The sequence below is a fragment of the Variovorax sp. J22G73 genome, assembly GCF_030317035.1.
GTDB lineage: Bacteria > Pseudomonadota > Gammaproteobacteria > Burkholderiales > Burkholderiaceae_C > Variovorax.
This window is the reverse complement of record NZ_JASZYK010000008.1, coordinates 197,043-223,015: the sequence shown is the minus strand read 5'-3', so window position 1 is coordinate 223,015 and position 25,973 is coordinate 197,043. Positions and strand designations below refer to the sequence as shown.

Genomic DNA, 25,973 nt, shown 5'->3' with positions numbered 1-25,973 from the left:
TTTCTTCGGGGGTGGTCACGCGTTGGTGGGCGACGACGACAGCATGTCGTCGGGCGCGGCGGCCTTGCGCTGCGCCGAGGTCATCAGGAAGTAGCCGTAGGCCGCGGCCATCAGCACCGCGAACAGCACGGTGAGCATGAAGTTGAACCACACCATCGCGCCCAGGCACACCACGCCCAGGCCGAGTGCAATGGCCGGGAACACGGGGTAGAAGGGCGCGCGGTAGGTGCGCAGCAGGTTCGGCTCGCTGCGGCGCAGCTTGAACAGCGCGGCCATCGAGACGAGGTACATGACGATGGCGCCCAGCACCGCCATGGTCACGATGTTGGCCGTGAGCGTCTGCCCGCCGAACTGCACCCACTCGTCGCTGAAGATGGCGACGACGCCCACCACGCCGCCGGCCAGCAGCGCGCGGTGCGGCGTGTCGAAGCGCGGGCTCAGCCCCGCGAACCAGCGCGGCAGGTAGCCCGCGCGCGCCAGCGCGAAGATCTGGCGCGAGTAGCCCATGATGATTCCGTGGAACGACGCAATCAGCCCGAACAGGCCGATCCACACCAGCATGTGCAGCCAGCCGCTGTTTTCGCCCACCACCGCTTTCATGGCCTGGGGAAGCGGGTCGTTGATGTTGGCGAGCTTGCGCCAGTCGCCCACGCCGCCCGCGAAGATCATCACGCCGAAGGCCAGCACCACCAGCGTGACGATGCCCGTGGTGTACGCGATGGGTATGGTGCGGTGCGGCTCGCGCGCCTCTTCGGCGGCCATGGCCGCGCCCTCGATGGCCAGGAAGAACCAGATGGCGAACGGTATCGACGCGAAGATGCCCGAGACGGCCGCGCCGTTCAGCACGCTGCCGCCGGCCCAGCCGTTGGCGGTGAAGTTGGCCAGCGTCCAGCCCGGCGTGACCACGCCCATGAACACTAGCAGCTCCACGATGGCCAGCACCGTGACGAACAGCTCGAAGGCCGCGGCAATGCCCACGCCGATCCAGTTCAAACCGATGAAGATCACGTACGCGCCGAGCGCGAACCACTTCGGGTTGATGCCCGGGAACTGCACGTTGAGGTAGGCGCCGATGGCCAGCGCGATGGCCGGCGGCGCGAACACGAATTCGACCAGCGTGGCAAAGCCCGCGACGAAACCGCCGTGGGGCCCGAAGGCGCGCCGCGCATACGCGAAGGGGCCGCCCGCGTGCGGGATGGCGGTCGACAGTTCGGTGAAGCTGAAGATGAAGGTGGTGTACATGGTGGCCACCAGCACCGTGGCGACCAGGAAGCCGAGCGTGCCGGCGGTGTTCCAGCCGTAGCTCCAACCAAAGTACTCACCCGAGATGACAAGGCCCACGGCGATGCCCCAGAGCTGGAACGGGCCGAGCACCTTCTTCAGGTGGCCCGTGCCCGCATGCGCGGCCCCCGTCGACGTGGCGGCCTGCGTGGCTTCTGTGGAATGCATGGGGCTTTCCTCTCTTCGTGAATGGTGACAGTGCACATTCAGCAAAGCAAGGGCTGTTCCACCGAGAAAAACGCGTGTCCAAAGCCCCGCGTGCGCCCCGCATATCCCCTTACAGGCCCTTCACGGGCGCTGGCCATAATCGGGACCTCTCAACCTTCGAGGTGTTTCGTGAAGTCTTTTTTCTGTGCCGCGCTCGTGTCCGTTCTTGCTGTTCCCGCTGCCTTCGCGCAGTCTGCCCCGGTGACCACGCCCAGCGGCCTGATCTACCAGTCGCTGAAGGAAGGCACCGGCACTTCGCCGCTGGCCACCGACGTGGTCAAGGTGCACTACCGCGGCACCTTCCCCGACACCGGCAAGGAATTCGACAGCTCCTACAAGCGCGGCGAACCGACCGAGTTCCCGCTCAACGGCGTGATCCCGTGCTGGACCGAAGGCGTGCAGAAGATGAAGCCCGGCGGCAAGGCCAAGCTGACCTGCCCGCCATCGATCGCCTACGGCGCGCGGGGCGCGGGCGGCGTGATTCCGCCGAACGCCACGCTGAACTTCGAAGTGGAACTGGTCTCGGTCGCCAAGCGCTGAGCGTCAGATCTGGGCCATGCCGCCGTCGACGAAGAGCTCCACTCCGTTGACGAAGCTGCTGTCGTCCGAGGCCAGGAACACCACGGCCTTGGCGATTTCATCGGGCGTGCCGACACGGCCCAGCGGAATGTTCTGCGCCTGCCCGTCGATGAAGCCCTTCACCTGTTCCGGCGTCAGGCCCAGCAGCTCGTAGGCAGGCGTCGGCACCACGCCGGGGCTGACCGCGTTGACGCGGATGCCGGCATCTTTCAGGTCGACCGTCCAGCTGCGCGCAAAGCTGCGCACCGCCGCCTTGGTGGCGCTGTAGACGCTGAAGGCCGGGTTGCCCTTGATGCTGGTGATGGACGCGTTGAGCACGATCGATGCGCCCTTGGGCATCAGCGGCAACGCCTTCTGCACGGTGAAGAGCAGGCCGCGCACGTTGGTGTTGAAGATCTTGTCGAAGTGCTCCTCGGTGATCTGCCCCAGTGGCAGCAGGCTGCCGCCGCCCGCGTTGGCGAACAGCACGTCGAGGCGCCCCTTTTGTTGCTGGATGGTGGCGTAGAGCCGGTCGAGGTCTTCGAGCTTCGACACGTCGCCCAGCACGCCCGTCACGTTGCGGCCGATGGCCTTCACGGCCGCGTCGAGCTCGGCTTGGCGGCGCCCGGTGATGAACACGTGCGCGCCTTCGTCCACGAAGCGTTGCGCGGTGGCCAGGCCGATGCCGCTGGTGCCGCCGGTGACGAGGGCGATCTTGTCGTCGAGCTTGAGGGTCATGATTTCTTCCTTGGTGGATGCTGCGATGCAGCGTTGTCGATGGAGGGGAGTTTGGGCGCGACCCCCTGCCGCACCAAGAGGCCGGGCGGAACTTGTTTATTCACGATTCACCAATAATCCGGCCATGGACCAGATCACCGCCATGCGCGTGTTTGCCCGCGTGGTCGAGGCCGGCACCTTCACCCGCGCCGCCGACTCGCTGCAAATGCCCAAGCCCACCGTGACGAAGCTGGTGCAGCAGCTGGAGACACGCCTGCGCGTGAAGCTGCTGCAGCGCACCACGCGGCGCGTGACCGTCACGCCCGAAGGCGCGGCCTACTACGAACGCACCGCGCGCGTGCTGGCCGAGCTGGAAGACATCGAGTCGAACCTGAGCAACGCGCAAGCCAACCCGCGCGGGCGGCTGCGGGTGGACGTCGGCTCGTCGCTGGCCAACATGATCCTGATTCCGCAGCTGCCGGCCTTTCATGCGCGCTACCCCGAGATCGAACTCGAGATCGGCGTGAGCGACCGGCCGGTGAACCTGATCGGCGACGCGGTCGATTGCGTGATTCGCGCCGGCGAGCTGAACGACCAGTCGCTGGTGGCGCGCCGCATCGCGACCTTGCCCTTCGTGACCTGCGCCACGCCCGAGTACCTGAAGCGCCATGGCGTGCCGAAGACGCCTGCCGAACTGGGCAACGGCACGCACCGGGTGCTGGGCTACTTCTCGTCGTTGAGCAACCGGCCGATCCCGTTGCGCTACGGGCGGGGCGAGGAGCGCGTTGAAATCCACGGCCACACGGTGATGAGCGTGAACGAGAGCACCGCGCACCTGAGCGCGATGCTCACCGGCATGGGCGTGGCGCAGACCTTCGATGTGATGGCCGCGCCCTACCTCGCCAGCGGCGCATTGGTCGAGGTGCTGCAGAGCTGGGCGCCCGAGCCGTACCCGCTGCATGTGGTGTACCCGACGAACCGGCACCTGAGCGCGAAGCTGCGTGTGTTCGTCGATTGGGCGGTGGCGCTTTTTGCGCCTTACAACAAGACGGGCAGGCGCTGAAGCGCTTTCAGCCTGGCTGGTATTGGTACAGCCACGTCTCCGTCAACGTCTGGTCCCCGTTCTTCAGATACAGCCGCATGTCGATCGGCTCATTGCCCTCGGGCGTGAAGTCGAACTGCGCGCGCCAGTGGCCCGGCACGCCGTTCGGCACGGCCTCCGCGAAGACGTACGAGAACTTTCCGCGCGCCGCCGTCAGCACCACCTCGGGCTTCACGCCGAAAGGCACGGACTGCAGCGGCTGGCCGATGAACTCGACCATGAACTTGCGCACGCCCTGCGGCCGTGGCTGCCCCGGCTGGCCACCGCGGCCGATGCGCGTGGCCACGCAGCGCGCGAGCGGTGACGGAAAGGGCTCCTGGTCGGTCCAGTGCAGGCGGTACTGCAGGCTGTAGCTCGAGCCCGCCTTGGCGTCCGCCTTCGGCACCCAGAAGGCGACGATGTTGTCGTGGATCTCGTCGTCGGTCGGAATCTCGATGAGCTGCACCGAGCCCTCGCCCCAGTCGCCCAGCGGTTCGATCCACAGGCTGGGACGCTTCTCGTAGTTGACGCCGTCCTGGTAGTGGTCGAATGCGCGGTCGCGCTGCAGCAGGCCGAAGCCGCGCGGCCTGGTGTCGGCGAAGGCCGAGGCGCGCGTTTGCGTCGGGTTGTTCAGCGGGCGCCAGATGCGCTCGCCCGCGCCGTTCCAGATGGCGAGCCCGTCGGAGTCGTGCACCTCGGGACGCCAGTCGATGGCGGTGGGCTTGATGGTTTCCGAGTACCAGTACATCGACGTGAGCGGCACCAGGCCCAGGCGCGACACGTCGCGCCGCAGGAACATGCGCGCGTCGATGTCCATGATGACGGCCTTGTTGCGCTGCATGACGAACTTGAACACGCCCGTCACGCTCGGCCCTTCGAGCAGGGCGTAGACGGTCATCGAGGTGGTGTTGTTGGCCGCCGGCGTCTCGAAGTAGAAGCGGGTGAAGGTCGGGAATTCCTCGGCCTTGTCGGGCACCGCCACGTCGAGCGCGACGCCGCGCGCCGACAGGCCGTACTGGTAGAGCTCGCCGATGGCGCGGAAGTACGAGGCCCCCAGGAAGGCGACCCAGTCGTTCTTCTGCCAGTCGAGCTTGCCCTGGTCGCCCAGGCGGCTCTCTTGCAGGCGGAAACCCGCGAAGCCGGCGCCGGGCGGCAGCGCGCGCGCGGGGCTGTCGGGCGGCATCGAGAAGTACGAGGCGTTGTAGAGCACCTCGCGCGAGAAGGCATCGCCGTCGGCGTTTTCCAGCACGTGCATGCGCACGGGCGTCTGGAAGAAGCGGCCCAGGTGAAAGAAGGTGACGGGGAACGCACCGGGGCCGTCGCGGAAGAGCGCGTTGGCGGGGTCGAACTTGATCTTGCCGTGCGCGTCGTAGTCGATGCGTTCGAGCACTTCGGGGGCCAGCGGCACGGCCGCGACGTAGGGCTTGGCGGCCAGCGCCTTGGCCTGCGCGAGCAGCGCGTCGAAGGAGAAGGGCGTGGGCTGGCTCAGCTGCAGGCCGTTGGCGGCCAGCGCCTCCGCGGGCAGGCCGAGGGCGGCGAGGGCGGCGGCGGCGCCACCGGCGGCAAGGAAGGATCGGCGATCAAGCATGTGGTTCTTGAGGGTTGCGAATCTTGCGAGTCTGGGGAAAAAGGAAAGAGGCGGAAAGAGGGCGGGAACGATGCGGTCCGCCTGCCGTGCAGGCTTCAAAACGGTCCGGAACGATCCTAATGCAGCCCAAGGCCGCAGGGACTTTCCACCATCGGGAACAGCGAGCAGCTTCGCCTGCGCCGCGCCCCGGCGGCGTCAGCCATTCCGCGCACCCCGGGCCGGACAAAGCCGCCAATGTGCCGACTTGGCGGGAAATTGTGCGTTTATGTATCGCCTGTCGATCAGCTATGCATCGCCTTCATCCGCCGCCCGCAGCGCGTACACCGCATACAGCGACACCCCCAGCACCAGCAGGACCAGCGGCGCGAACAGCGTGTAGGCCGGCCCGATGCCCTGCAGCACGCGGTAGCTGCTGTCCAGCCGCAGGCGCGGGTGCGGCTGCGTCAGTTCGGCGGCGCGCCGGATGCCCCACTGGAATTCAGCGCCCGTGGTGCGCACGGACGGGTGCTGCTTCGCGCGGCCGACGCCCAGCCAGCACATGGCATCGAAGGCCAGCACCGAGCCCGCGGGCGCGCGCTCGCCGAAGGTGGCGAACACGGCGCGCACCTGCTCGGGCGTGAGGTACATCAGCACGCCTTCGGTGAAGAGGAACACGGGCGCGTCGTCGCGGGTGGCCGGCAGCTTCAGCTGCTCCCACCAGTCGGGCGCGGTCAGGTCGAGTTCGCGCAGGTCGTGGCGTGGGTTGATCTCGGGGATGAGCTGGCGGCGCAGTTCGAGCACCTCGGGCAGGTCGGCGTCGGTCATGCGGCACCTGTCGTCGTCCAGCCACTGGAAGTAATGGCTCAGGCCGCAACCCATGTTGACCACGCGGCCACCCGGGTGGCGCTCTAGAAACTCCTGCGCCAGGCTGCGCAGCCGGCGCGTGCGCGAGAGGATGCTGTAGATGGTCGACCGGTCTTCGGGCAGCGCCTGGCCGTCGTCGCGAATCTGCTCCAGGATGCCCGCCGCGTAGGCATCGCGCACCGCGACCTGGGGAAACATGCGGTCGCCCGATGCGCGCGCGGCCAGCGGGATCCGCAAGGTGGAAGGTACGGCCGACAGGCCCTGCGCAGGTTTGGGAAGGGTCATTTAAGGGGTGCGAAACCTGGCTGAAGCCAGGCTCAAAGTCTCGCGCCTGCGGCACCCCGGGGCAAGTCAATCTTTGGTTGTGCCCGACGGCGCGGGGCGCGCATCGCCGTAGGCCCAGGCTTGCAGCCCCGAGGCCAGCGTGACCCGCTCGCGGCGGTAGTCGGCCACCTCGTAGGCATCGGCATGCGCCAGCTCGGCAGGGGTAAGGGCAAAGACCGCGCCGTCGACGCCTTCACTGGCGTCCGCAGCCGGCGCGACGATCGGGTGGTGCGTCTTGCCGCTGGTCGCGACCACCTCGGCGTCCTGGATGGCGAGCTGCGCGAGCCGGTAGCCGGGCAGGCGGTCGGCGTGGCCGGCCAGCCTGCGCCCGAAAGTGGCGAGCTGCACCGAAGGGAGCTGCAGCGTGCCGTACGAAAAGAGCTGCTCCGTGGCCGCGCCGGAAGCCGCCGCGTCCGCCACGCCGTCTTCGGGGCGCACGTCGTCTTCCATCAGCAGGTCTTCGTAGAAGGCGCCGAAGGGCCGCGTGGGATGCGCGATCTGGATCTCCAGGATCCAGATGCCCGTGGTCGGGCACAGGCCGAAGTCGCCCAGCTTGCCGGCCTGGTAGATGGCATGCGGAAAGTCGCACACCCGGTGGCCCTTGATGTCGAGGTTGAGCCGCCAGCCCATGGCCTCGGCGCGTTCGGCGGCGTAGGCGTACAGCGCCTGGCCGCTGAGCTTGTCCGCGCGCCAGCGCGCGGCCACGTCGTGCCAGAGCGCGCGCGCGGCTTCGGCGCAGGCATGCATCTGCGGGTCGTCGCCGGTCACGAAGGTGTCGCCGGCATCGCCCTCGTGGCCTTCCCACACGGGGCCGATGTCGACGAAGAAGATGTCCTGCGCGCCCAAGACGCGCTCGGGGTCGGAGATTTCGCGGAAGGTCTTCAGCGTGTCTTCGCCAAAGCGGATGACGATGGGGTGCCAGTTGCGCTCCATCTCCAGCTTCTGCAGCGTGGCCATCGCCAGCTCGTGCGCCTGCGCGTGCGTCATGCCCGGGCGCATGCCCGAGGCGATGCGGCGCACCGCGAGCTGGGAGAAGGCCCGCGCGGTCTGCATCGAGCACAGGGAAAACTTGGCGCCGGTGGCCTCGGTGCGACCGGCTTCAGCTGTTGTCATTGGCAATGTCCAGGTTCAGGGGGTCTGCGGGAATTCGAGCGGGGCGGGGGCGGCGGCGGCGGGGGTGGCGGGGGTGGTGGAAGAGGCCGGCGGTATCCATGCGGACCACACCTGGCCCGGCAGCGCGTGGCTGCGTGCCGGCGGCGCCTCGGCCACGCTGCCCAGGCTCACGAAGCCTGCGAGGAACTCTTCGGGCTTGATGCCCAGCTCGGCACCCAGCACCGGGTCGAAGCAGCGCTCGCCGCTGAGCATGATCGCGCCGAAGCCGAGCTGGTGCGCCGCGTTCAGCAGGTTGCCCAGCGCCGCGCCGGCCGCCAGCCATTGCTCGCGCCCCGGCACCTTGCTGCGGGCGCGCGGCACCACCACGAAGGCCAGCAGCACCGGCGGGCGCGTGGCGTGCTCGCGTGCGCGGCGCAGGTCGGTGCTCGACGCGAGCGGGTCGCGGCGGCGCTTTTCTTCCTCGAAGCGGTCGGCCAGGGCGGCGCGCTGGCCATCGCGAAACTCCAGCACGCGCCAAGGGTGCAGCCCGCCGTGGTCGGGCGCGCGCAGCGCGGCCTGCAGGATCAGGTCGATCTGCTCGGGGCTGGGCCCCGGCGCCCGCAGGCGCTTGGGCGAGACCGAGCGGCGCTCCAGCAGCGGGGCGATGGCGTTCTCCTGCCGGGCGGACTGCAGCTCGCGGTGCAGGTCGGCGCTGCCTTGCAGAAAGCTGCGCGCCCAGGCCAGCACCTGTTCGCCCTGGGGCGTGAGGCCCTCGAAGCGCGAGCCGGTCGTGAGGGGCGAGATCAGCGGCCGGCCGTATTCGGCTTCGAGCGCGCGAATGGCCTCCATCAGCTCTAGCTGCGAAACCTGGACGGCCTGGGCGGCCCGCCCGACGTGCCGCGTCTCGCCGAGCGCGACGAGGCAGCGAAGTTGACTGGTGACCATGGATGCGGGTGGTGAAATGCGGGGGCGCGGTGGCGATGCTTCGCTATATTTTACGAAGCATAGCGAAGCGTTGCACTCCGGGCTGCGAAGCGCGTTGGGGCCCGCTTGTTTCGCCGGGTCTTGCTTCAGCGCCCGCCGGGCTTGCCGCGTTCCCGCGCGATGTGGCGGTAGACCGTGCTGCGGTGAACCCCCAGCCTGCGCGCGGCCTTGGCCACGTCGTGGTCGCAGGCCTTGAGCGCCTCGTCGATGGCGTGGCGCGTGATGGCTAGCAGGGGCTCGGACTGCGGCGGATGTGTGAAGGCAGCGGAAACGTCGTTCGCGCGGTCGGCATGGCTGGCGTGGTCGGCGTGCGCTGTGTGTGCTGCATGTGCCGCGTGAGTCCCATGCAGGTGCGCCGGCAGCGCCGAGGCCGTCACCGCGTCGCCGACATCGGCCAGCGCCACCACGGCGCGCAGCGTGCTGCGCAGCTCCCGCACATTGCCGGGCCACCGGTAGGCCGCCAGCACGGCCAGCGCATCGCGCTCCAGCCGCAGGTGCTTGGCCGCGCCGCCCGATTCCATGAACAGCCGCTCGATCAGCGCATGCCTGTCGCTGCGCTGGCTCAACGATGGCAGCGCCACGGTAAAGCCCGCTACGCGGTACATCAGGTCGGCCCGAAACCGCCCCGCTTGCACCAGCGCGGGCAGGTGGCCGTGCGTGGCGCAGACCAGGTCGAAGTCCACCGCCACGCCCTGGCCGCCGCCCAGCGGCGTGACCACGCGCTCTTCGAGCACGCGCAGCAACCGTGTCTGCAGGGCGAGCGGAATCTCCGCGATCTCGTCGAGGAACAGCACGCCCCCGTGCGCCTCGCGAATGCGGCCCGCCATGCCCTTGCGCCGGGCGCCGGTGAAGGCGCCCTCGTCGTAGCCGAACAGCTCCGACTCGATCAGCGTCTCGGGTAGCGAAGCGCAATCGACCGCCACGAAGGGCCCCGTGCTGCGCCGGCTCGCGGCATGCAACCGGCGCGAGAACACTTCCTTGCCACTGCCGGTCTCGCCGTTCACCAGCACCGACACGCCTTCGTTCAGCACGCGCACGGCCTTGGCCAGCAGCGGCTGCACGTCGTCGGCCTCGGGGCCTGGATGCGAACCGGAAGTGCGCGCTTCGGCCGTCTGCATTGCCGGCTGGCGTGCGCTGCCCGGCGCGGTCGAGCGCTCCATCACCGTGGCAATTTGCCGTCCGCCCGGCAGCGTGAGCAGGCTGCGCCGGTGGGCCATGCGCGGCCAGTTCTCGCCGAGGAAGACTTCGGCGTCCAGGTCGAGCAGCCCGTTCCACGAGCGGCCGAAGAGCTCCAGCGCCACCCGGTTGGCCGCCACGATGCGCCCGCCCTCGATCACCATCAGGCCTTCGCGCGCGGTGCCGATCAACGCCGGGCGCGCATGAAAGCGCAGCACGTGCCCATTGGCCTCGGCCAGCAGCATGCGGTGCTCCACCTGCTGCGCCGCCATGCGCACCAGCCCCAGCGCATGCGGGTTCACGCGCTGGGTTTCGCCCGAGATGTCGAGCGCGCCGGCCACTTCGCCGCGCCCGGTGAAGATGGGCGCCGCCGCGCAGCCCAGCGCGCCGTTCTGCGACAGGTAGTGTTCGCCGCCGAGCACCATCAGCGCCTCGCGCTCGGCCAGCGCGGTGCCGATGGCGTTGGTGCCGCGGTGGTCTTCCGACCATTCCACGCCGGGCTGCAGCGCGATGCGCTGGGCCTTGGGCAGGAAATCGGGGCTGCCGACCTCTTCAAGAATGAGCCCGCTGGCGTCCGACAGCACCACCACGCAGCCGTTGCCCACGGCGTGCTCGGCCAGCCCGTCGAGCTCGGGCTGCGCGCAGGTGAGCAGGCGCATGGCCTGCTCGCGCCGTTCGCGCAGCAGGGCGAGCGCCATAGGTTCGGGGTCGATGGCGCGGTGGTCGACCGGGCGGCTGCGCTGCCACGAGCGGGAGATGTGCGGCGCGATCCAGGGGGCCGGGTCGCGGCCCTGCCTGAAGAACAGCTCGCGGGCCTGCTCCACTCCGACCGATGGCAACTGCGCTTCGCTCATGGGTGTCTCCGACGGGTTTTCGCCTTGTGCGACATCGTAGTCGCTGTGTTCGCGCATGCATGTCGCAGATTGCGAATGGAAACCCTGCGAAACCCGCCGCCACGGCCCGTTGCTGCGCGGAAGTACTCAGGGAATGTCCTGATCCGCGCGGGTACGTGGCTTGCAAATGCCCATGCGGGACGCCGCATGTCGCGGTGCCACCAGCCTGCAAATGGAGACAAAGACATGGACATGCTCGAACCGGGCAAATTCGGTACCGCGGTGCCGTTCAAGAAGCGCTACGGCAACTACATCGGCGGCGAATGGGTCGCGCCGGTGGACAAACAGTACTTTGAGAACATCACGCCCGTCACCGGCAAGGTCTTTTGCGAGGTGCCGCGCTCGACCGCCGCCGACATCGACCGCGCGCTGGACGCCGCCCACAAGGCCAAGGCCGCCTGGGGGCGCACGTCGACCACCGAACGCGCCAACATCCTGAACAAGATCGCCGACCGCATGCAGGAAAACCTGCCGCTGCTGGCGGCCGCCGAAACCTGGGACAACGGCAAGCCCATCCGCGAGACCACGGCGGCCGACCTGCCGCTGGCCGTGGACCACTTCCGCTATTTCGCCTCGTGCATTCGCTCGCAGGAAGGCGGCATCAGCGAGATCGACCACGAGACCTTCGCGTACCACTTCCATGAACCGCTCGGCGTGGTCGGCCAGATCATTCCGTGGAACTTTCCCATCCTGATGGCCGTGTGGAAGCTGGCGCCCGCGCTGGCTGCGGGCAACTGCGTGGTGCTGAAGCCCGCGGAGCAAACGCCGGTGTCGATCCTGGTGCTGATGGAAATCATCGGCGACCTGCTGCCGCCGGGCGTGCTGAACGTGGTGAACGGCTTCGGCGTGGAGGCCGGCAAGCCGCTGGCGTCGAGCAACCGCATCGGCAAGATCGCCTTCACCGGCGAGACCACCACGGGCCGGCTCATTTCGCAGTACGCGAGCCAGAACCTGATTCCGGTCACGCTGGAGCTGGGCGGCAAGTCGCCCAACATCTTCTTCGAAGACGTGATGGACCGCGACGACGCCTTCTTCGACAAGGCACTCGAAGGCTTCGCGATGTTCGCGCTGAACCAGGGCGAGGTGTGCACCTGCCCGTCGCGCGCGCTCATCCAGGAGTCGATCTACGACCGCTTCATGGAGCGCGCGCTCAAGCGCGTGGCCGCCATCAAGCAGGGCAGCCCGCTGGACATGGCCACCATGATCGGCGCGCAGGCATCGAGCGAGCAGCTCGAGAAGATCCTGTCGTACCTCGACATCGGCAAGCAGGAAGGCGCCAAGGTGCTCATCGGCGGCGAGCGCCAGAAGCTCGAGGGCGACCTGGCCGACGGCTACTACGTGCAGCCCACCGTGTTCAAGGGCCACAACAAGATGCGCATCTTCCAGGAAGAAATCTTCGGCCCCGTGGTGTCGGTCACCACCTTCAAGGACGAGGAAGAGGCTCTCTCCATTGCCAACGACACGCTCTACGGCCTGGGCGCCGGTGTGTGGAGTCGCGACATGAACCGCGCCTTCCGCATGGGCAAGGGCATCCAGGCGGGACGCGTGTGGACCAACTGCTACCACCACTACCCGGCGCACGCGGCCTTCGGTGGCTACAAGCAGTCGGGCATCGGGCGCGAGAACCACAAGATGATGCTCGACCACTACCAGCAGACCAAGAACCTGCTCGTGAGCTACAGCGAGAACAAGCTGGGCTTCTTCTGATGGCCGGCGAGGTCCTGCGCGTCACCGCGACCGAAGCCGCGCTCGCGTTGATCGACAGGCTCGCCGCCAAGCATGGCCCGCTGATGTTCCATCAGTCGGGCGGCTGCTGCGACGGGAGCGCGCCCATGTGCTACGGCCGCGACGAGTTCATCGTCGGCGACTACGACAGGCTGCTGGGGCACATCGGTGGCATGCCGTTCTACATCAGCGGGCCGCAGTTCGAGTACTGGCAGCACACGCAGCTGATCATCGACGTGGTGCCGGGGCGCGGCGGCATGTTCTCGCTGGAAGGGCCGGAGGGCGTGCGGTTCCTGACGCGCTCGCGGCTGTTCACGGACGAGGAGTGGGCGGTGCTGGAGGCTGAAGAAGCGAAGTAGCGGCTGCTCGAACAGCAGTTGCTGAAGAGGCTGCGCGGCCGGGTGCCGCGCAGCCGCGTCACTTTCAAGTCGGGCGCGGCCGCATGCGCCCTGCATGCGGCCATCGCGTTCTGCGAAGGGGCTGCTGCCCTCAAAGAAATTCCGTGTCGAACGATCTGGTCCTAGAGTCGGGCCTGCGCCCGAATGACGGGGTCGCATGCCACCAGGCCGTGGCAAGCGCCGCCCGATCGGATCTCGACGACATCGCGCAACGGCACGCGTGCGCGACCACAAGGACCTCACCCATGATCGATCACCTGGACCATCTCGTGCTCACCACCGCGCACGAAGACGCGTGCATCCGCTTCTACACCGACGTGCTCGGCATGGCGCTGGAGAGCTTCGGCGCCGGCCGCAAGGCCTTTCGCTTCGGCAACCAGAAGATCAACCTGCACGTGAAGGGCCACGAGTTCGAGCCCAAGGCGCAGCTGCCGACGCCGGGCTCGCTGGACCTGTGCTTCATTGCCAGCGTGCCGCTCGAGGCGGTGGTCGCTCGCTTGAAGGAACACGGGGTGCCCGTGCTCGAAGGGCCGGTGATGCGCACGGGCGCGACGTCGCGCATTCGCTCGGTGTACGTGCGCGACCCGGACCAGAACCTGATCGAGATCTCGGAGCTGGCGGCCTGAAGGGGCTGACCGGTTGGAAGCACCGGGCGCTTGAAGAAATCGCCGGCAGGCGCGAAAAATTCACTGCGAAGAGGCTCTTTCCGTAGCTTCAGCGTTCGCAAGGCTCGATTCGTTCTTCGAGCCCGCACTACGATCGCCGCCGTGCTCACAGCCCTGCGCCAATCCGACGGTTTCAAGATGGTCGCCCGCGACGCCCAGCGGGTCGACGCACCTTTCTCCTGCGCGGGTTGCGCAGCGGAAATGACGCTCAGAAAAGGCCCGATCCGCGTCCACCATTTCGCCCACAAGGCCCCGACCGCGTGTCGCCTGTCGGTCGGTGAAACGGAGGACCACTTCCTCGTCAAGCTTGCCATCCACGATGCCTTGCGCGAAGAAGCCAACGTGGCCAACCTGGAGCTCGAAAAGCGCCTGCCCGGCGCGGTGGCCGATGTGTTCGCGGTCATCTCGGGCGTGCCCGTGGCCATCGAGGTGCAGCGCAGCGTGCTGGGCATTGCCGAGGTTGCGGCGCGCACGGCCAACTACCACCGGCTGGGCATCGCGGTGGTCTGGGTGGCGCTGCCGGACGGCGAGCTCGGCTTCAGCAGGTACAGCCCCAGCGCTTGGGAGCGCTGGTGCCACGCGGCATGCTTCGGCCGGGTGTATTACTGGGCGCAGGGCCAGTGGCTTCGGCCCGTGCACTACGCGCCCGTGAGCCTGCATGTGCCTCAGCAGACGTGGCGCAAGGCCGGGCGCGACCTCAGCGCCGGCGGCTACGACCGGCGCTCCAGGCTCTGGGTGCGGCCGCACGCGGGCGAGCCGGTGTCGCTGTCGGCGCACTTCCAGCGCCGGGTGCGCCCGGCGTGGTCGGGCGGCAAGATGGTGGTGCCCGATTGCACGCTGTTCATCGACCGGCAGCCTGCATGGTGGACGCAGGGCACCGACCCCTGTTGAGCGGCCGCCTCAGGCTTCGAGGCGCACGCCCGTCAATCGTTCGCTGAGCTGCCACAGCCGCTCGGCCAGCGCGGGGTCGATGGCCCAGGCACGCACGCCGGTCGTTGCCGGATGGTCGGCGGGCACGATGGGCGCCACGTCGACGTTCTCGCAGTACACGCCGCCGATGCCGTCGAGCTGCGTGCTCGCCGCGCACCACACGGAGGTGGCCGCGCCCTGCGCCACGGTCTTGAAGTCGCCGCCTTCGGCCGCGGACTGGCCCGGCGGCAGGCGGTCGGGGTCCGCGCGGGTCATGTTGAAGCGCTTGGCCAGGTCGTCGTCGGGAATGTGGCGCGCGAGGTCGGTGAGGATGGAGCCGGGGTGCACCGAAAACGCCCGCACGCCATGCGCCTTGCCGCGCGCGTCGAGGCCCACGGCGAACAGCGCGTTGGCCGTCTTCGACTGCCCGTAGGCCAGCCACGGGTCGTAGGGCCGGCGCTCGAAATCGGGGTCTTCGAAATCGACGCCCGTGATGCGGTGCCCGCGCGACGACACCGACACCACCCGCGCCCCATGGGCTTGCCGCAGCGCCGGCCACAGCCGCGCTGTGAGCCGAAAGTGCCCCAGGTGGTTCGACGAGAACTGCGACTCGTGGCCTTGCGCATCGCGTGACAGCGGCGCGGCCATCACGCCGGCGCTGTTCACCAGGATGTCGAGCGCGCGGCCGCTGGCCAGGAAGCCTTCGGCAAAAGCGTCGATGGAGGCCGGGTCCATCAGGTCAATGGCGCCGAGCGTGGCGCCGTCGATGCCCGCGAGCGCGGCGCGTGCCTTGTCCGCACTGCGCGCGGGCACGAACACATGGGCGCCCGCGCCGGCCAGCACGCGCGCTGTTTCGAGCCCGAGGCCGGAGTAGCCGCCGGTGACGATGGCGGTCTTGCCGCGCAGGTCGCGCCCGCCCAGGGCCTCTTGCGCGGTGGTGGTCGGGCCGAAGCCGGAGGGCAGGGGTTTTTGATGCGGTGAGAAAGTCATGCTAGCGATGGTGGCTTGTGCGGCGCCATCAATCCATGCAAGATCCGCTGCATTTCATGCGCGATGCTCTGGAGTTGACGCCCCCCATGGACCCGTTTTCCGATGTGCTCGCGCTGCTGAACCCGAAGGGGTTTCTCTCCGCGCTGCTGGCTGCCGGCGGCGACTGGGCGCTGCGCTTCAACGGCTACGAAGGCGTGAAGTTCAACGCCGTGCTGCAGGGCCGTTGCTGGTTGGCGGTGGAGGGTGTGGAACATCCCGTCGCGCTGCAGGCCGGCGACTGCTACCTGCTGACCGACGGCCGGCGCTACCGACTGGCGAGCGACCTGGCGCTGCCCACGGAAGAAGCGGCGCCGTATTTCGCACGCGCCACCGGCGGCGTCGCGCAGGTGGGCGACACCGCCGACGTGATGCTCATGGGCGGGCGCTTCGCGTTCGACAAGGCCCATGCCGCGATGCTGCTCGACGCGCTGCCGCCGGTGGTGCACGTGCCTGCTGCATCGGCGCACGCAGGGGTCATCCAGTGGGTGCTCGCGCGGCTGGCCGACGAGGTGTCGCAGCCGGCCATGGGCGCCACGCTGATGGCCGACCACCTGGCGCACATCCTGTTCGTGCAGGCCTTGCGCGCGCACGCGGCGGCGGGTGGCGCGCAGGCGGTGGGCTGGCTCGGTGCGCTGTCGGAGCCGCGGCTCGCCAAGGCGCTGGGGCTGATGCACGGCGCGCCCGCGCAGCGATGGACGGTGGACGCACTCGCGAGCGCGGCCGGCATGTCGCGCTCGACCTTCGCCGGGCGCTTCAAGTCCGCCGTGGGCGTGGCGCCGCTCGACTACCTGCTGCGCTGGCGCATGCGGCTCGCGGCGCGCGAACTGCGCGGCGGGCGCAAGACCGTTTCCGCGGTGGCGCTGTCGCTGGGCTACGAATCGGAGAGCGCCTTCAGCCACGCGTTCAAGCGCGTGATGGGCGCCGCGCCGATGCACTTCAAGAGCGCAGCGGCACGTGCGCCCGAGCGGCCTACAGCTTGACGTTGATGATCGAAAGAATGATGGCCGACAGCGTGAGCGCGACCGGCAGCTTCTGCGCGGCCAGCGCGTGGGCACGTGCGACCGTCACTTGCGTTTGCAGCAGCAGGCTCTTTTCGGAATGAAGGGATGTGGACATGGCAGGCTCCTTGGACGATGTGCGGGCGGCTTGCCCGCATGCCTTCAAAGATAGGCCTCAATGCGCCCGATGAAGCGCAGGTTTCGCGGACGCGGCGTTTCCGTTTTTGCAACGATGCGGCGCGGCATCGCCCGCTCGCGTGCCGAGCTTTCAGCCGCCTTTCAGTCGTGGTCGGTGGAGGCCGACACGGCTTCCCACGCATCGATTTCTTCGCTCATCGACGCGAGCTTGGCGCGCACCAGCGCGAGCGCGTCCTTGCCCAGCAGCAGGTGCACCGGCGGCTTCTCGGCCTCGATCACTTCCAGCAGGGCCTGCGCGGCCTTGGCCGGGTCGCCGGCCTGCCGCCCATCCTTGGCCTGGCGTGCTTCGCGAATGGGGTCGAACACGGTGTCGTAGTCGCTCACGCGCCGCTCGGCGCGCACCATCGAGCGGCCCGCCCAGTCGGTGCGGAACGACCCCGGCGCGATCGCCGTCACATGCACGCCGAAGGCCGCGACCTCCTTGGCCAGCACTTCGGAGATGCCTTCGAGCGCGAACTTGCTGCCGCAGTAGTACGCAATGCCCGGCATGGTGATGAAGCCGCCCATCGAGGTGATGTTGACGATGTGCCCGCTGCGCCGCTCGCGCATGGCGGGCAGCACGGCCTTGGTCATGGCGACCGCGCCGAACACGTTGACGTCGAACTGGTGGCGCATGTCGGCCAGGCTCGATTCCTCGAGCGTGCCTTCGTGCCCGTAGCCCGCGTTGTTGACCAGCACGTCGATGCGGCCGACCTTGCGAAGAACGCCTGCCAGGGCGGGTTCGATGGCGGCGCTGTCGGTCACGTCGAGCACCACGGCATGGGCGCGGCCGGGCGCCAGCGCCTCGAACTCGGCGCACGCGCCTGCGTCGCGCAGCGTGCCGACGACGGTGTGGCCCGCCGCGAGCGCGGCGCTTGCGAAGGCGCGGCCGAAGCCCGAGCTGACGCCGGTGATGAGAAGGGTCTTGGGTGCGAATGCGGTCATGGCGAAGTCCTGTGAGTGAGTGCCATGGATGCTAGGTTCGGGTCGCCGGAACGTGAATATCCGGCCCTCTGCGGTGCTTGCCTGAAACTATGAGCGAGCAGACATTCCGGCCAGCCCATGGCACATTGCCATTGCCCAACTTCATCTGACCAGAATACGTGACCACCCGCCCCGCACCTGAGCCGAGCGTGCAGCAGCGCACGCTCGCGCTGCTGGCCCGACTGGCCCCGCTCGACGGCTACAACCCGACGCCGCTGCCCGACGTGCGCCTGCTGCGCGCCAACCGGCCGCTGGCGCGCGCGCCGGTGCTGTACGAGCCGGGCATCGTCATCGTCTGCCAGGGGCGCAAGCGCGGCTTCTTCGGCGGCGAGGTGTACCTGTACGACGCGCAGCACTACCTGGCGGTGGCGGTGCCCGTGCCCTTCACCATGGAGACGGACGCCAGCGAGAAGGAGCCGCTGCTGGCCATCTACCTGCGGCTCGATTTCAGCGTGGCCGCGGAGCTGATGCTGCGGCTGGACGAGTTCGACGACGGCGATGCGAACGCCGTGCGGGCAAAGTCAAGCGCGAAGGCGAAGGCCATGGTGTCCACGCCCATGGACGCGCGGCTCGCCCTCTCGGTGCTGCGCCTGCTGGAGGCGCTCGCGTCACCGCTGGAGGCGAGCGTGCTCGGGCCCTCGCTGGTGCGCGAGCTCTACTTTCGCGTGCTGGGCGGCGAGCAGGGCGCGGTGCTGCGCACGGCGCTCGCGCGGCAGGGCCACTTCGGCAAGGTGGGCAAGGCGATCCGCCGCATCCACGCGGCGTTCCACGACGCGCTGGACATCGACCAGCTGGCGCGCGAGGCCGGCATGAGCGCGCCGTCGCTGCACGCACATTTCAAGACCGTGACGGGCACCTCGCCCATGCAGTACCTGAAGTCGACCCGGCTGCACCAGGCCCGGCTGCTGATGCTGCGCGACGGCATGACGGCGGCGGCCGCCTGCGACCGGGTCGGCTACGAGAGCCCCTCGCAGTTCAGCCGGGAGTTCAAGCGGCTGTTCGGCCTGAGCCCGGTGGAGGAGGTGGCGCGCATGAAGAGGGCCTTTGCGCTGCCGTACCCCGGGCCGTCGTCGGCATTCGTCAGCTCGCACTGACAGCGGCTGGGGCGTGCCAGTGCTCATTCCGCAATCAATCCGCGATCATCCCGCGATCAGCTTCTGCACCAGCTCCGCCGTGGTCGCCGCCGCGTACTTGCGCATCAGCCGCGCCCGGTGCAGCTCCACCGTGCGGTGGCTGATGCCCAGCGCCTTGCCGATTTCCTTCGACGTGAGCCCGCGCATCACCTGCGCGGCCACTTCGCGCTCGCGCGGCGTGAGTTCGGCCTTCACGGCGCGGCGCGAGCCCAGGTCTTCGAAGGTCCAGATGCCGGCCTCGTGCGGCGCCGCGCGGTTCATGGCGTGGCCGGTCACGTGGCACCAGAAGGTCTCGCCCGCGATGGCGCCGTGCAGCCCGCCCAGCCGCTTCATCATGCGGTTGTCGGCGTAGTGCCCGCTGGCGTTCAGAAAGGGCTCCATGCGCTTGCCGATGCGCTCGAACTCAGCCACGCTGGGGTACAGGATGCTGAACGAATGCCCCACCAGCGCCGGGGGCGTTGCACCGAAGATTTCGCACACCCGCAGGTTGCAGGCGACGATGGTGCGGTTGCTCGAGACGACCATGCCGACCGGCGCGTGTTCAAAAGCCAACCGGTAATCGATCTCGGGCATCGGGGGTCACCATTACGAAATACTACGTATGCGGGTACGTAGTATCGTTCAGGGCTTTCCCACCCACTCTCCATTCATCCATCAAGGAGCCCGAGTGAACAAGATCTATCCCTCCGCAGACGCGGCACTCAAGGGAGTCGTGGCCGACGGGCAGATGCTCGCGGTCGGCGGCTTCGGCCTTTGCGGCATTCCCGAGGCGCTGATCGACGCGCTGAAGGACAGCGGCGTGCAGAACCTCACCGTGGTGTCGAACAACGCCGGCGTCGACGGCTTCGGCCTCGGCAAGCTGCTCGAAACGCGCCAGATCAAGAAGATGGTCGCCTCCTACGTGGGCGAGAACAAGGAGTTCGAGCGCCAGTACCTGGCCGGAGAACTCGCGCTCGAATTCACGCCCCAGGGCACGCTGGCCGAGAAGCTGCGCGCCGGCGGCGCGGGCATTCCGGCCTTCTTCACCAAGACCGGCGTGGGCACGCAAGTGGCCGAAGGCAAGGAGCTGCGCGAGTTCAACGGCGAGACCTACGTGATGGAGCATTCGCTGGTGCCCGACGTGGCGCTGGTGAAGGCCGACGTGGCCGACAAGTCGGGCAACCTGCGCTTCCGCCTCACGGCGCGCAACTTCAACCCGGCCGCCGCCATGGCCGGCAAGGTCTGCATCGTCGAGGTCGAGAAGATCGTCGAAGTGGGCGAACTGGCCCCCGACGACATCCACCTGCCGGGCATCTACGTGCACCGCATCGTGCTCAACGCCAACCCCGAGAAGCGCATCGAGAAGCGCACCGTGAGCGCCGCCGCGCCGGTGGACGCCGCTGCCGCCAAGGTCGAGGCCCAGGCCGTGATCGCGCAGGCCGCCGCCACCTCCGACGTGCCCGTGCCGACGGTGCCCGCCAACAAGAAAGAAGGAGCCTGAGATGCCCTGGACCCAAGACCAGATGGCGGCCCGTGCCGCGCAAGAACTCGAAGACGGTTTCTACGTCAACCTGGGCATCGGCATTCCGACGCTGGTGGCCAACCACACCGGCACGAAGGAAGTGTGGCTGCAGAGCGAGAACGGCATGCTCGGCATCGGCCCCTTCCCTACCGAAGACAACGTCGACGCTGACCTGATCAACGCCGGCAAGCAGACCGTCACCACGCTGCCCGGCTCGGCCATCTTCGGCAGCCATGACAGCTTCGCGATGATTCGCGGCGGCAAGATCAACCTGTCGATCCTGGGCGCGATGCAAGTCAGCGCGAAGGGCGACCTGGCCAACTGGATGATCCCCGGCAAGATGGTCAAGGGCATGGGCGGCGCCATGGACCTGGTGGCCGGCGTGAAGCGCGTGATCGTGCTGATGGAACACGTGGCCAAGAAGAAGGACGGCACCGAGGACCTGAAGATCCTCGAGGCCTGCACCCTGCCGTTGACCGGCGTGGGCGTGGTCGACCGCATCATCACCGACCTGGCCGTGATGGACGTGGTGCCCGAGGGCCTGAAGGTCGTCGAGCTGGCACCGGGCGTGAGCTTCGACGCGCTGCAGGCCAAGACCGGCGCCAAGCTGATCCAGTAAGGCAGCGAACGCGCACACCACCAAGGGCAGGGCCGCGAGAGCGGGCCCTGCTTTTTTGTTTGCGCTCTCTCTGCACTTTCTGCACCGTTTTCACTGTCTGGAGAAACGACATGAACCCAAGCGAAGTCTTGGCCGGTATCTGGCGGCAGGCGGGGTTGCCGAACGACGCGCTGGCCCGCGCCCATCTCACGGGCGCCGACCCGGTGCTGCCGTCGTCCTTCGCGGTCGGCACCGCGGCGCAGAGCACCATCGCGGCGGCCGCGCTCGCGGCCTGCGAGCTGGGGCATTTGCGCGGCACGGCGCGCCAGCAGGTCGGCGTCGACATGCGGCACGCGGCGCTCGACTGCTGCGGCTGGTTCAGCCTCGACGGGCGCGTGCCGGCGCAGTGGGAGGCCTTCTCGGGCCTGTACTGCTGCGCCGACGGCTGGGTGCGCGTTCATGCCAACTTCGCGCACCACCGCGACGGCGCGTTGCGGCTGATGAAGCTGGACCCCGCCACGGCCACCCGCGCCGATGCCGATGCCGCGATGGCCCTCTGGCGCGCGCACGACTTCGAAGACGCCGCCGCCGCGCAAGGCCTGGTGGCCACCGCGCTGCGCAGCTTCGACGCGTGGGACGCCACGCCGCAGGCGCAGGCCATTGCCGCGCAACCGCTCTTCACCATCGAGCGCATCGGCGACGGCGCTCCACTCGCGCTGCCGCCGCTGCGCGAAGACCAGCGCCCCCTGACCGGCGTGCGCGTGCTCGACCTCACGCGCATCCTCGCCGGGCCCGTCGGCGGTCGCGCGCTCGCCGCCTATGGCGCCGACGTGATGCTCGTCAATTCGCCGCACCTGCCGAACATCGAGTCCATCGCCGACACCAGCCGCGGCAAGCTGTCGGCGCACGCGGACCTGCGCACGGAAGAAGGCCGCGCCGCGCTGCGCCGGCTCGCGGCCGACGCGCATGTCTTCGTGCAGGGCTACCGGCCGGGCGGCGTGGCGTCGCTGGGTTTCGGTGCGGCCGAACTGGCGCGGCTGCGACCCGGCATCGTGTGCGTGTCGCTCACCGCCTATGGCACGCAGGGGCCGTGGGCGAACCGGCGCGGCTTCGATTCGCTGGTGCAGACGGCCATGGGCTTCAACCAGGCGGAAGGCGAAGCGGCCGGCGACGGCAAGCCCAGGCCGCTGCCGATGCAGATCCTCGACGAGGCCACGGGCTACCTCATCGCCTTCGGCGCCGCAGCCGCGCTGTGGCGCCAGCAGCGCGAAGGCGGCAGCTGGCATGTGCAGGTGTCGCTGGCGCAAACGGGGCAGTGGCTGCGCGGGCTGGGGCGCGTGCCCGGCGGGTTGTCCCTCGCCAGGCCCGACCTGCAGCCGTACGTCGAAACCGGGCCCTCGGGCTTCGGCGAACTGGCGGCGTTGCGCCACGCCGCGCAGCTGTCGCGCACGCCCGCCGCCTGGACGCGACCGTCGATGCCGCCGGGCAGCCACGCGCCGGTGTGGCCAGGCCATCCGACGGAATGAGAAACTGGGCGCATGCCCTATCTAGACACCGACAACCTGCACGCCATCTTCCAGGACGACGAGGCGCTGCGCGCCCATCACCTGCAACGCCAGCCCTGCGGCACGCTGAGCATCACCAGTGGCCGCATCGTGGCCTGCGACCCGCTGGTGCAGCCCGAGCGCCAACCCTTCGCGCGTGAGCTGCAGGCGCGCGGCGCCTTCGGGGTCGAAACGCTGCACGACAGCGGCCGCATCGCGCTGGCCGTGCTGTGGCTGCGCGAGCGCGCGGCCGTGCGCGCCGCCGACCTGCGCTGGGAGATGGCGCTGATCGAAGGCGAGTTGCCTGACACGCTGGGCGACGACGAGTTCTACGGCTACCCGGTGGACGCGGGTGTCGGTTGCTTCATGGACGTCGACGGCGCGGCCGCCATGGCCGAGCGCGACAGGCGCGAAGCCGAGAACCCCGACTACGTCAGCTACTACGACGATGTGATCGCCGGCGAGATGGGCGATGCCGACACCGCCGACCACTGGCCGCTGGGCCCGGGCTCCGCGAACAACACCGTGATCTTCCGCTCCGGCTGGGGCGACGGTAGCTACCCCAGCTTCTGGGCCCTCGACGCAGCGGGCGAGCCCGTGGCGCTGGTGACCGACTTCATGACCATCACCGGCGGCGACGCGCGCGACGAGAACGACAAGCGCGGCGATGCCTACAAGGCCAGCCTGTCGCCGGAGAAGCTCGCGGCGCTCGAGGCGCTGGGTGCGGCGGCGGTGAGCGGCGACGCGGCCGCCATCGGCCCGCTGCTGGCGGCCGGCGTTGCCGGCGCGAACGAGATCGTTCCGTCGCTCGGCGAAACCGCGCTGATGAGCGCCATTCGCATCAACCGGCTCGACGCGCTGCGCGCGCTGCTGGGCGGCGTGTCGGGCCTGCCGATGCCGCCGCAGCTCTACACGGGGGACGACGAAGAGAGCTACCTCGTGTATGCGCGGCGGCTCAGGAAGCCGCGCGTCGAGGGGCTGGTCGAGCTGCTGGAGAAAGCGTCGGCGCCGGTTGCGAAGCCTGGGCTTTTGAAGCGGCTGTTTTCCTGAGCGTTGCTGTCAGAGGTCGCATGGGTTGGCAAGCGGTCACGGGCGAGCACGAGGCATCGCCGCCGCCATGGCAAGCGCAAGACGCTCGATCTCGTCGTCATCGGTGAGGTAGTGCGGCGTCAGCCGCAGCAACGCGCTCGCGCCGGTCGCCTCCATCGCCCAGCGCGCATGCTGGGTGCCGACGACCGAGGCGTTCACGCCCGCGTCCCACAGGCGGCGCACGAAAGCATCCGCGTCGCCGGCCGCAGCGGGCAGGGCGTAGGTCATGAGCGCTGTGGCATCGGCATGGCCCGCCTCCATCGCTTGCCAGCCGAAGCGGGCCTCCAGCGTGCGCGCGACCTGGGCGCGAACCTGCGCGTTCCGGCTGGCGATGCGCTCGATGCCGATCGCCATCGCGCAGTCGCTGGCCGCGCCGAGTGCCAGCCGCAGGCCCGGGTTGAATTCGTTGCCTTCGAAGCGGCGAGCGTCTGCATGCGGCTGCATGCGCCCGTCGGCCAGCCACGTGGCGCCGGCCACGTCGAGCGTGTCCGGCACGCCGAGCCGCGCCAGCGCGCGGTCTGAGATGCACAGCACGCCCAGGCCCTTGGGCCCGCGCAGCCATTTGCGCGACGGGAACACGAGCATGTCGCAGCCCAGCGCGTGAACGTCGACGGGCAGCTGCCCCACCGCGTGGCTGGCGTCCAGCATCAGCAGGCCGCCGCGCGCATGCACGCGCTGCGCCACGCCTTGCAGCGGCGTGGCGACGCCCCACGCGGTCGGCACCACGCACAGCGACACCACAGGCATGTGCCCATCGGGCACGCGCTGCAACTCGTCGTCCAGCCGTTCGAGCAACGTCCGCTGCGCGGGCCGCGACGACATGACAGAGAACGCCAGCCGCCCGAGCTGCGCCGCGTTGATCAGTGCCAGCGCGTTGGCGCCGTACTCGTCGTGCGTGGTGATGACGTGCACCGGCTGCGCGGCCGTCAGCGTGGCGCTCATCGCGGCGGACCAGGCGTGGCTGGCGGAACCGAGAAAGGCGACCTGGCGGGGTTGCGCGTTCACGAGCCGCGCGACGCTGGCGCGCGCGCCCTGCAACGCGCCGACATGGTGTTCGGCGGCGCGCTGCGCGCCCATCTGCCGCTCGGTGTCCAGCCACGCCTGCGATGCGGCATACACCGCGTCGGGCGGCTGGCTGGCCGAGCCGTGGGCGAAGTGCGCGTGCCGGCCCCAGGCCGGCGTGTCGCGGCGCAGGCGCGCCAGTTCGGCTTCGGTGAAGGGGGCGGCAACGCCGCGAAAAGGTTGTTGCGGGGGCAGCGGCATGGGCGACTCGAGGTTGGACGGTGCTGCAAGTGTGGGTTTTTGCTGACCTGCGCGTGATGATTTGTTCGGCGAACGGTTTGCGAAATCCGCAAACGGCGTGGTCTTTTGTCTCATCGTCATTTGATCGGTGAGATGTAGACTTTTCGCGGCTTCAACATTTGAGTAATCCACAACATGATCGACTTGGGCACCTTCAAGGACTTCCTTGTCCTGTGCCAGGTGCGCAGCTTCAGCCGCGCCGCCGAGCGATGCCATGTGTCGGTGTCGGGGCTGAGCCGGCGCATCCAGGGCCTGGAGCAGTGGCTGGGCGCGCCGGTGTTCGACAGGCGCAAGACGGCGCTGGAGCTCACCGAGCCCGGGCAGCGGCTGCTGGCGGTGTCGTCCGAGGTGGTCTATGCGCTCGAAGGGCTGCGCAAATCCATCCAGGCCGACGGGGAAGACCGGCAATCGCGCATCCGCTTCGCGGCGCCGCACATCATGTCGGCGGTGTTCTTCCCCGACTGGGTGCCGCGCCTGCACAACGACTTCAAGAGCGCCCGGTTCAGCGTCGACTCCGACAACCTGCCCGAATGCGTGGAGATGCTGCGCGACGGCTCCGCGGACTATGCGGTGGCGCTGTTCGACGAGGCCGGCGCCGTGGCGGCCCGGCTGGGCCCCGCCTTCGAGGCGGGCGATTTCCGCATGCTCGAACTCGGGCACGAACGCCTGGTGCCCGTGAGCGCGCCCAACGCGGCCGGCCGGCCGCGGTTCGACCTGCACGACCGCACGGGTGAGCCGATTTCTTTCCTGGGCTACGCCGACGAGTGCCACCTCGGCTGGTCGCTGCAGCCCTTGCTGCAGCGCCACGGCGCGCTGCGGCTGCGGCAAGACCACGGCGCGAGCCTGGCCGACGGGCTGCGGTTCATGGCGTTGTCGGGCCTGGGCGTGGCATGGCTGCCGCACGCGCTGGTCCGCGAAGACATGCATGCCGGGCGGCTGGTGCGGGCCGGCGAGGCGGCGTTCGACGTTGCCTTGCGCTTCACGCTGCTGCGGCGCCCCGATGCGTTGGCCACGCAGGCCGAGCGGCTGTGGCGCTACCTGGGCGATCTCGCGCAGGCCAGCCCTCCGATACCCGCCGGCGTGGCCGTCAAGGAAATGCGCTCGCAAGTGCCCGCGCCTGCGACACTCCATGCCCCGGCACTTGCCGGCTGAACCAACCGACGACAACGACACAGAG

General features: G+C 69.0%; 25 protein-coding genes. 13 read left to right on the top strand and 12 right to left on the bottom strand.

What is annotated here, in order from left to right; genetic code table 11:
- Window positions 1–15: 15 nt before the first annotated feature.
- Window positions 16–1,449 (bottom strand): ethanolamine permease, encoded by a 1,434-nt coding sequence (eat, locus tag QTI51_RS26400; RefSeq protein ID WP_286516678.1) that lies wholly within the window; start codon window positions 1,447–1,449, stop codon window positions 16–18.
- A gap of 168 nt (window positions 1,450–1,617) precedes the next feature.
- On the opposite strand from eat, the gene QTI51_RS26395 reads away from it, so the two are divergent.
- Complete coding sequence (locus tag QTI51_RS26395; protein ID WP_116912068.1) at window positions 1,618–2,028, top strand: FKBP-type peptidyl-prolyl cis-trans isomerase; 411 nt, start codon at window positions 1,618–1,620, stop codon at window positions 2,026–2,028.
- 3 nt (window positions 2,029–2,031) lie between these two features.
- Here the strand turns inward: QTI51_RS26395 and QTI51_RS26390 are convergent, their stop codons facing one another.
- Window positions 2,032–2,784: a glucose 1-dehydrogenase gene (locus QTI51_RS26390; protein ID WP_286516677.1), complete on the bottom strand. Its 753-nt coding sequence runs from the start codon at window positions 2,782–2,784 to the stop codon at window positions 2,032–2,034.
- Between the two features lie 124 nt (window positions 2,785–2,908).
- On the opposite strand from QTI51_RS26390, the gene QTI51_RS26385 reads away from it, so the two are divergent.
- Window positions 2,909–3,826 carry a LysR family transcriptional regulator gene (locus QTI51_RS26385; RefSeq protein ID WP_286516675.1) on the top strand — a complete coding sequence of 306 codons (918 nt, stop codon included), beginning with the start codon at window positions 2,909–2,911 and terminating at the stop codon, window positions 3,824–3,826.
- 7 nt (window positions 3,827–3,833) lie between these two features.
- Here the strand turns inward: QTI51_RS26385 and QTI51_RS26380 are convergent, their stop codons facing one another.
- The 5 genes from QTI51_RS26380 to QTI51_RS26355 all read right to left on the bottom strand — a co-directional run bounded on the left by QTI51_RS26380 (window position 3,834) and on the right by QTI51_RS26355 (window position 10,705).
- Window positions 3,834–5,432: an OpgD/OpgG family glucan biosynthesis protein gene (locus tag QTI51_RS26380; protein WP_286516674.1), complete on the bottom strand. Its 1,599-nt coding sequence runs from the start codon at window positions 5,430–5,432 to the stop codon at window positions 3,834–3,836.
- Window positions 5,433–5,717: 285 nt separating this feature from the next.
- Window positions 5,718–6,560: a class I SAM-dependent methyltransferase gene (locus tag QTI51_RS26375; RefSeq protein WP_286516673.1), complete on the bottom strand. Its 843-nt coding sequence runs from the start codon at window positions 6,558–6,560 to the stop codon at window positions 5,718–5,720.
- Window positions 6,561–6,626: 66 nt separating this feature from the next.
- Entirely contained in the window at window positions 6,627–7,712 is a 1,086-nt protein-coding gene (locus QTI51_RS38970) for a M24 family metallopeptidase (protein ID WP_353506552.1), read from the bottom strand.
- Between the two features lie 15 nt (window positions 7,713–7,727).
- Window positions 7,728–8,636 carry a nitroreductase gene (locus QTI51_RS26360; protein WP_286516672.1) on the bottom strand — a complete coding sequence of 303 codons (909 nt, stop codon included), beginning with the start codon at window positions 8,634–8,636 and terminating at the stop codon, window positions 7,728–7,730.
- Window positions 8,637–8,761: 125 nt separating this feature from the next.
- Window positions 8,762–10,705, bottom strand: coding sequence for a sigma-54-dependent Fis family transcriptional regulator (locus QTI51_RS26355; RefSeq protein ID WP_286516671.1), 1,944 nt, complete (start codon window positions 10,703–10,705; stop codon window positions 8,762–8,764).
- Between the two features lie 225 nt (window positions 10,706–10,930).
- Between QTI51_RS26355 and adh the strand changes: the two genes are divergently transcribed.
- The 4 genes from adh to QTI51_RS26335 all read left to right on the top strand — a co-directional run bounded on the left by adh (window position 10,931) and on the right by QTI51_RS26335 (window position 14,423).
- Window positions 10,931–12,451, top strand: coding sequence for an aldehyde dehydrogenase (gene adh, locus QTI51_RS26350; RefSeq protein WP_286516670.1), 1,521 nt, complete (start codon window positions 10,931–10,933; stop codon window positions 12,449–12,451).
- Window positions 12,451–12,828, top strand: a complete 378-nt coding sequence (locus QTI51_RS26345) for a DUF779 domain-containing protein (protein ID WP_286516669.1) — start codon at window positions 12,451–12,453, stop codon at window positions 12,826–12,828. The genes adh and QTI51_RS26345 overlap by 1 nt, the downstream gene beginning before the upstream one ends.
- Window positions 12,829–13,112: 284 nt before the next feature.
- On the top strand, window positions 13,113–13,493 hold the full coding sequence (locus tag QTI51_RS26340) for a VOC family protein (RefSeq protein ID WP_286516668.1): 381 nt from the start codon (window positions 13,113–13,115) through the stop codon (window positions 13,491–13,493).
- A gap of 177 nt (window positions 13,494–13,670) precedes the next feature.
- Entirely contained in the window at window positions 13,671–14,423 is a 753-nt protein-coding gene (locus QTI51_RS26335; protein WP_286516821.1) for a competence protein CoiA, read from the top strand.
- A gap of 9 nt (window positions 14,424–14,432) precedes the next feature.
- On the opposite strand, the gene QTI51_RS26330 is transcribed toward QTI51_RS26335, so the two are convergent.
- Window positions 14,433–15,431 (bottom strand): oxidoreductase, encoded by a 999-nt coding sequence (locus QTI51_RS26330; protein WP_286516666.1) that lies wholly within the window; start codon window positions 15,429–15,431, stop codon window positions 14,433–14,435.
- An 86-nt stretch (window positions 15,432–15,517) separates the two neighbouring features.
- Between QTI51_RS26330 and QTI51_RS26325 the strand changes: the two genes are divergently transcribed.
- The gene (locus tag QTI51_RS26325; RefSeq protein ID WP_286516665.1) at window positions 15,518–16,450 is read left to right on the top strand and encodes an AraC family transcriptional regulator; all 933 of its coding nucleotides are present in this window, start codon (window positions 15,518–15,520) and stop codon (window positions 16,448–16,450) included.
- On the opposite strand, the gene QTI51_RS26320 is transcribed toward QTI51_RS26325, so the two are convergent.
- A complete protein-coding gene (locus QTI51_RS26320) occupies window positions 16,440–16,586 on the bottom strand; it encodes a hypothetical protein (protein ID WP_165840431.1) in 147 nt (48 codons plus the stop codon). The two genes, QTI51_RS26325 and QTI51_RS26320, sit on opposite strands and share 11 nt — an antisense overlap.
- A 161-nt stretch (window positions 16,587–16,747) precedes the next feature.
- Window positions 16,748–17,590 (bottom strand): oxidoreductase, encoded by an 843-nt coding sequence (locus QTI51_RS26315; protein ID WP_286516664.1) that lies wholly within the window; start codon window positions 17,588–17,590, stop codon window positions 16,748–16,750.
- Window positions 17,591–17,748: 158 nt separating this feature from the next.
- On the opposite strand from QTI51_RS26315, the gene QTI51_RS26310 reads away from it, so the two are divergent.
- Window positions 17,749–18,723 carry an AraC family transcriptional regulator gene (locus QTI51_RS26310; RefSeq protein WP_286516663.1) on the top strand — a complete coding sequence of 325 codons (975 nt, stop codon included), beginning with the start codon at window positions 17,749–17,751 and terminating at the stop codon, window positions 18,721–18,723.
- Between the two features lie 45 nt (window positions 18,724–18,768).
- Here QTI51_RS26310 and QTI51_RS26305 read toward each other — a convergent pair whose 3' ends face one another.
- On the bottom strand, window positions 18,769–19,335 hold the full coding sequence (locus QTI51_RS26305; protein ID WP_116912055.1) for a LuxR C-terminal-related transcriptional regulator: 567 nt from the start codon (window positions 19,333–19,335) through the stop codon (window positions 18,769–18,771).
- Window positions 19,336–19,429: 94 nt separating this feature from the next.
- Here QTI51_RS26305 and QTI51_RS26300 point away from each other — a divergent pair, with 94 nt between their 5' ends.
- From QTI51_RS26300 to QTI51_RS26285, 4 genes are all read left to right on the top strand, one after another.
- Window positions 19,430–20,242: a CoA transferase subunit A gene (locus QTI51_RS26300; protein WP_116912054.1), complete on the top strand. Its 813-nt coding sequence runs from the start codon at window positions 19,430–19,432 to the stop codon at window positions 20,240–20,242.
- A gap of 1 nt (window position 20,243) precedes the next feature.
- Window positions 20,244–20,882 carry a 3-oxoacid CoA-transferase subunit B gene (locus QTI51_RS26295; protein WP_116912053.1) on the top strand — a complete coding sequence of 213 codons (639 nt, stop codon included), beginning with the start codon at window positions 20,244–20,246 and terminating at the stop codon, window positions 20,880–20,882.
- Window positions 20,883–20,992: 110 nt separating this feature from the next.
- Complete coding sequence (locus QTI51_RS26290) at window positions 20,993–22,387, top strand: CoA transferase (RefSeq protein ID WP_286516661.1); 1,395 nt, start codon at window positions 20,993–20,995, stop codon at window positions 22,385–22,387.
- A gap of 12 nt (window positions 22,388–22,399) precedes the next feature.
- On the top strand, window positions 22,400–23,455 hold the full coding sequence (locus QTI51_RS26285; RefSeq protein ID WP_286516659.1) for a DUF4241 domain-containing protein: 1,056 nt from the start codon (window positions 22,400–22,402) through the stop codon (window positions 23,453–23,455).
- A 36-nt stretch (window positions 23,456–23,491) separates the two neighbouring features.
- On the opposite strand, the gene QTI51_RS26280 is transcribed toward QTI51_RS26285, so the two are convergent.
- Window positions 23,492–24,757 (bottom strand): aminotransferase class V-fold PLP-dependent enzyme, encoded by a 1,266-nt coding sequence (locus tag QTI51_RS26280; RefSeq protein WP_286516658.1) that lies wholly within the window; start codon window positions 24,755–24,757, stop codon window positions 23,492–23,494.
- A gap of 174 nt (window positions 24,758–24,931) precedes the next feature.
- Between QTI51_RS26280 and QTI51_RS26275 the strand changes: the two genes are divergently transcribed.
- Window positions 24,932–25,948, top strand: coding sequence for a LysR substrate-binding domain-containing protein (locus QTI51_RS26275; protein ID WP_286516657.1), 1,017 nt, complete (start codon window positions 24,932–24,934; stop codon window positions 25,946–25,948).
- Window positions 25,949–25,973 lie beyond the last annotated feature (25 nt).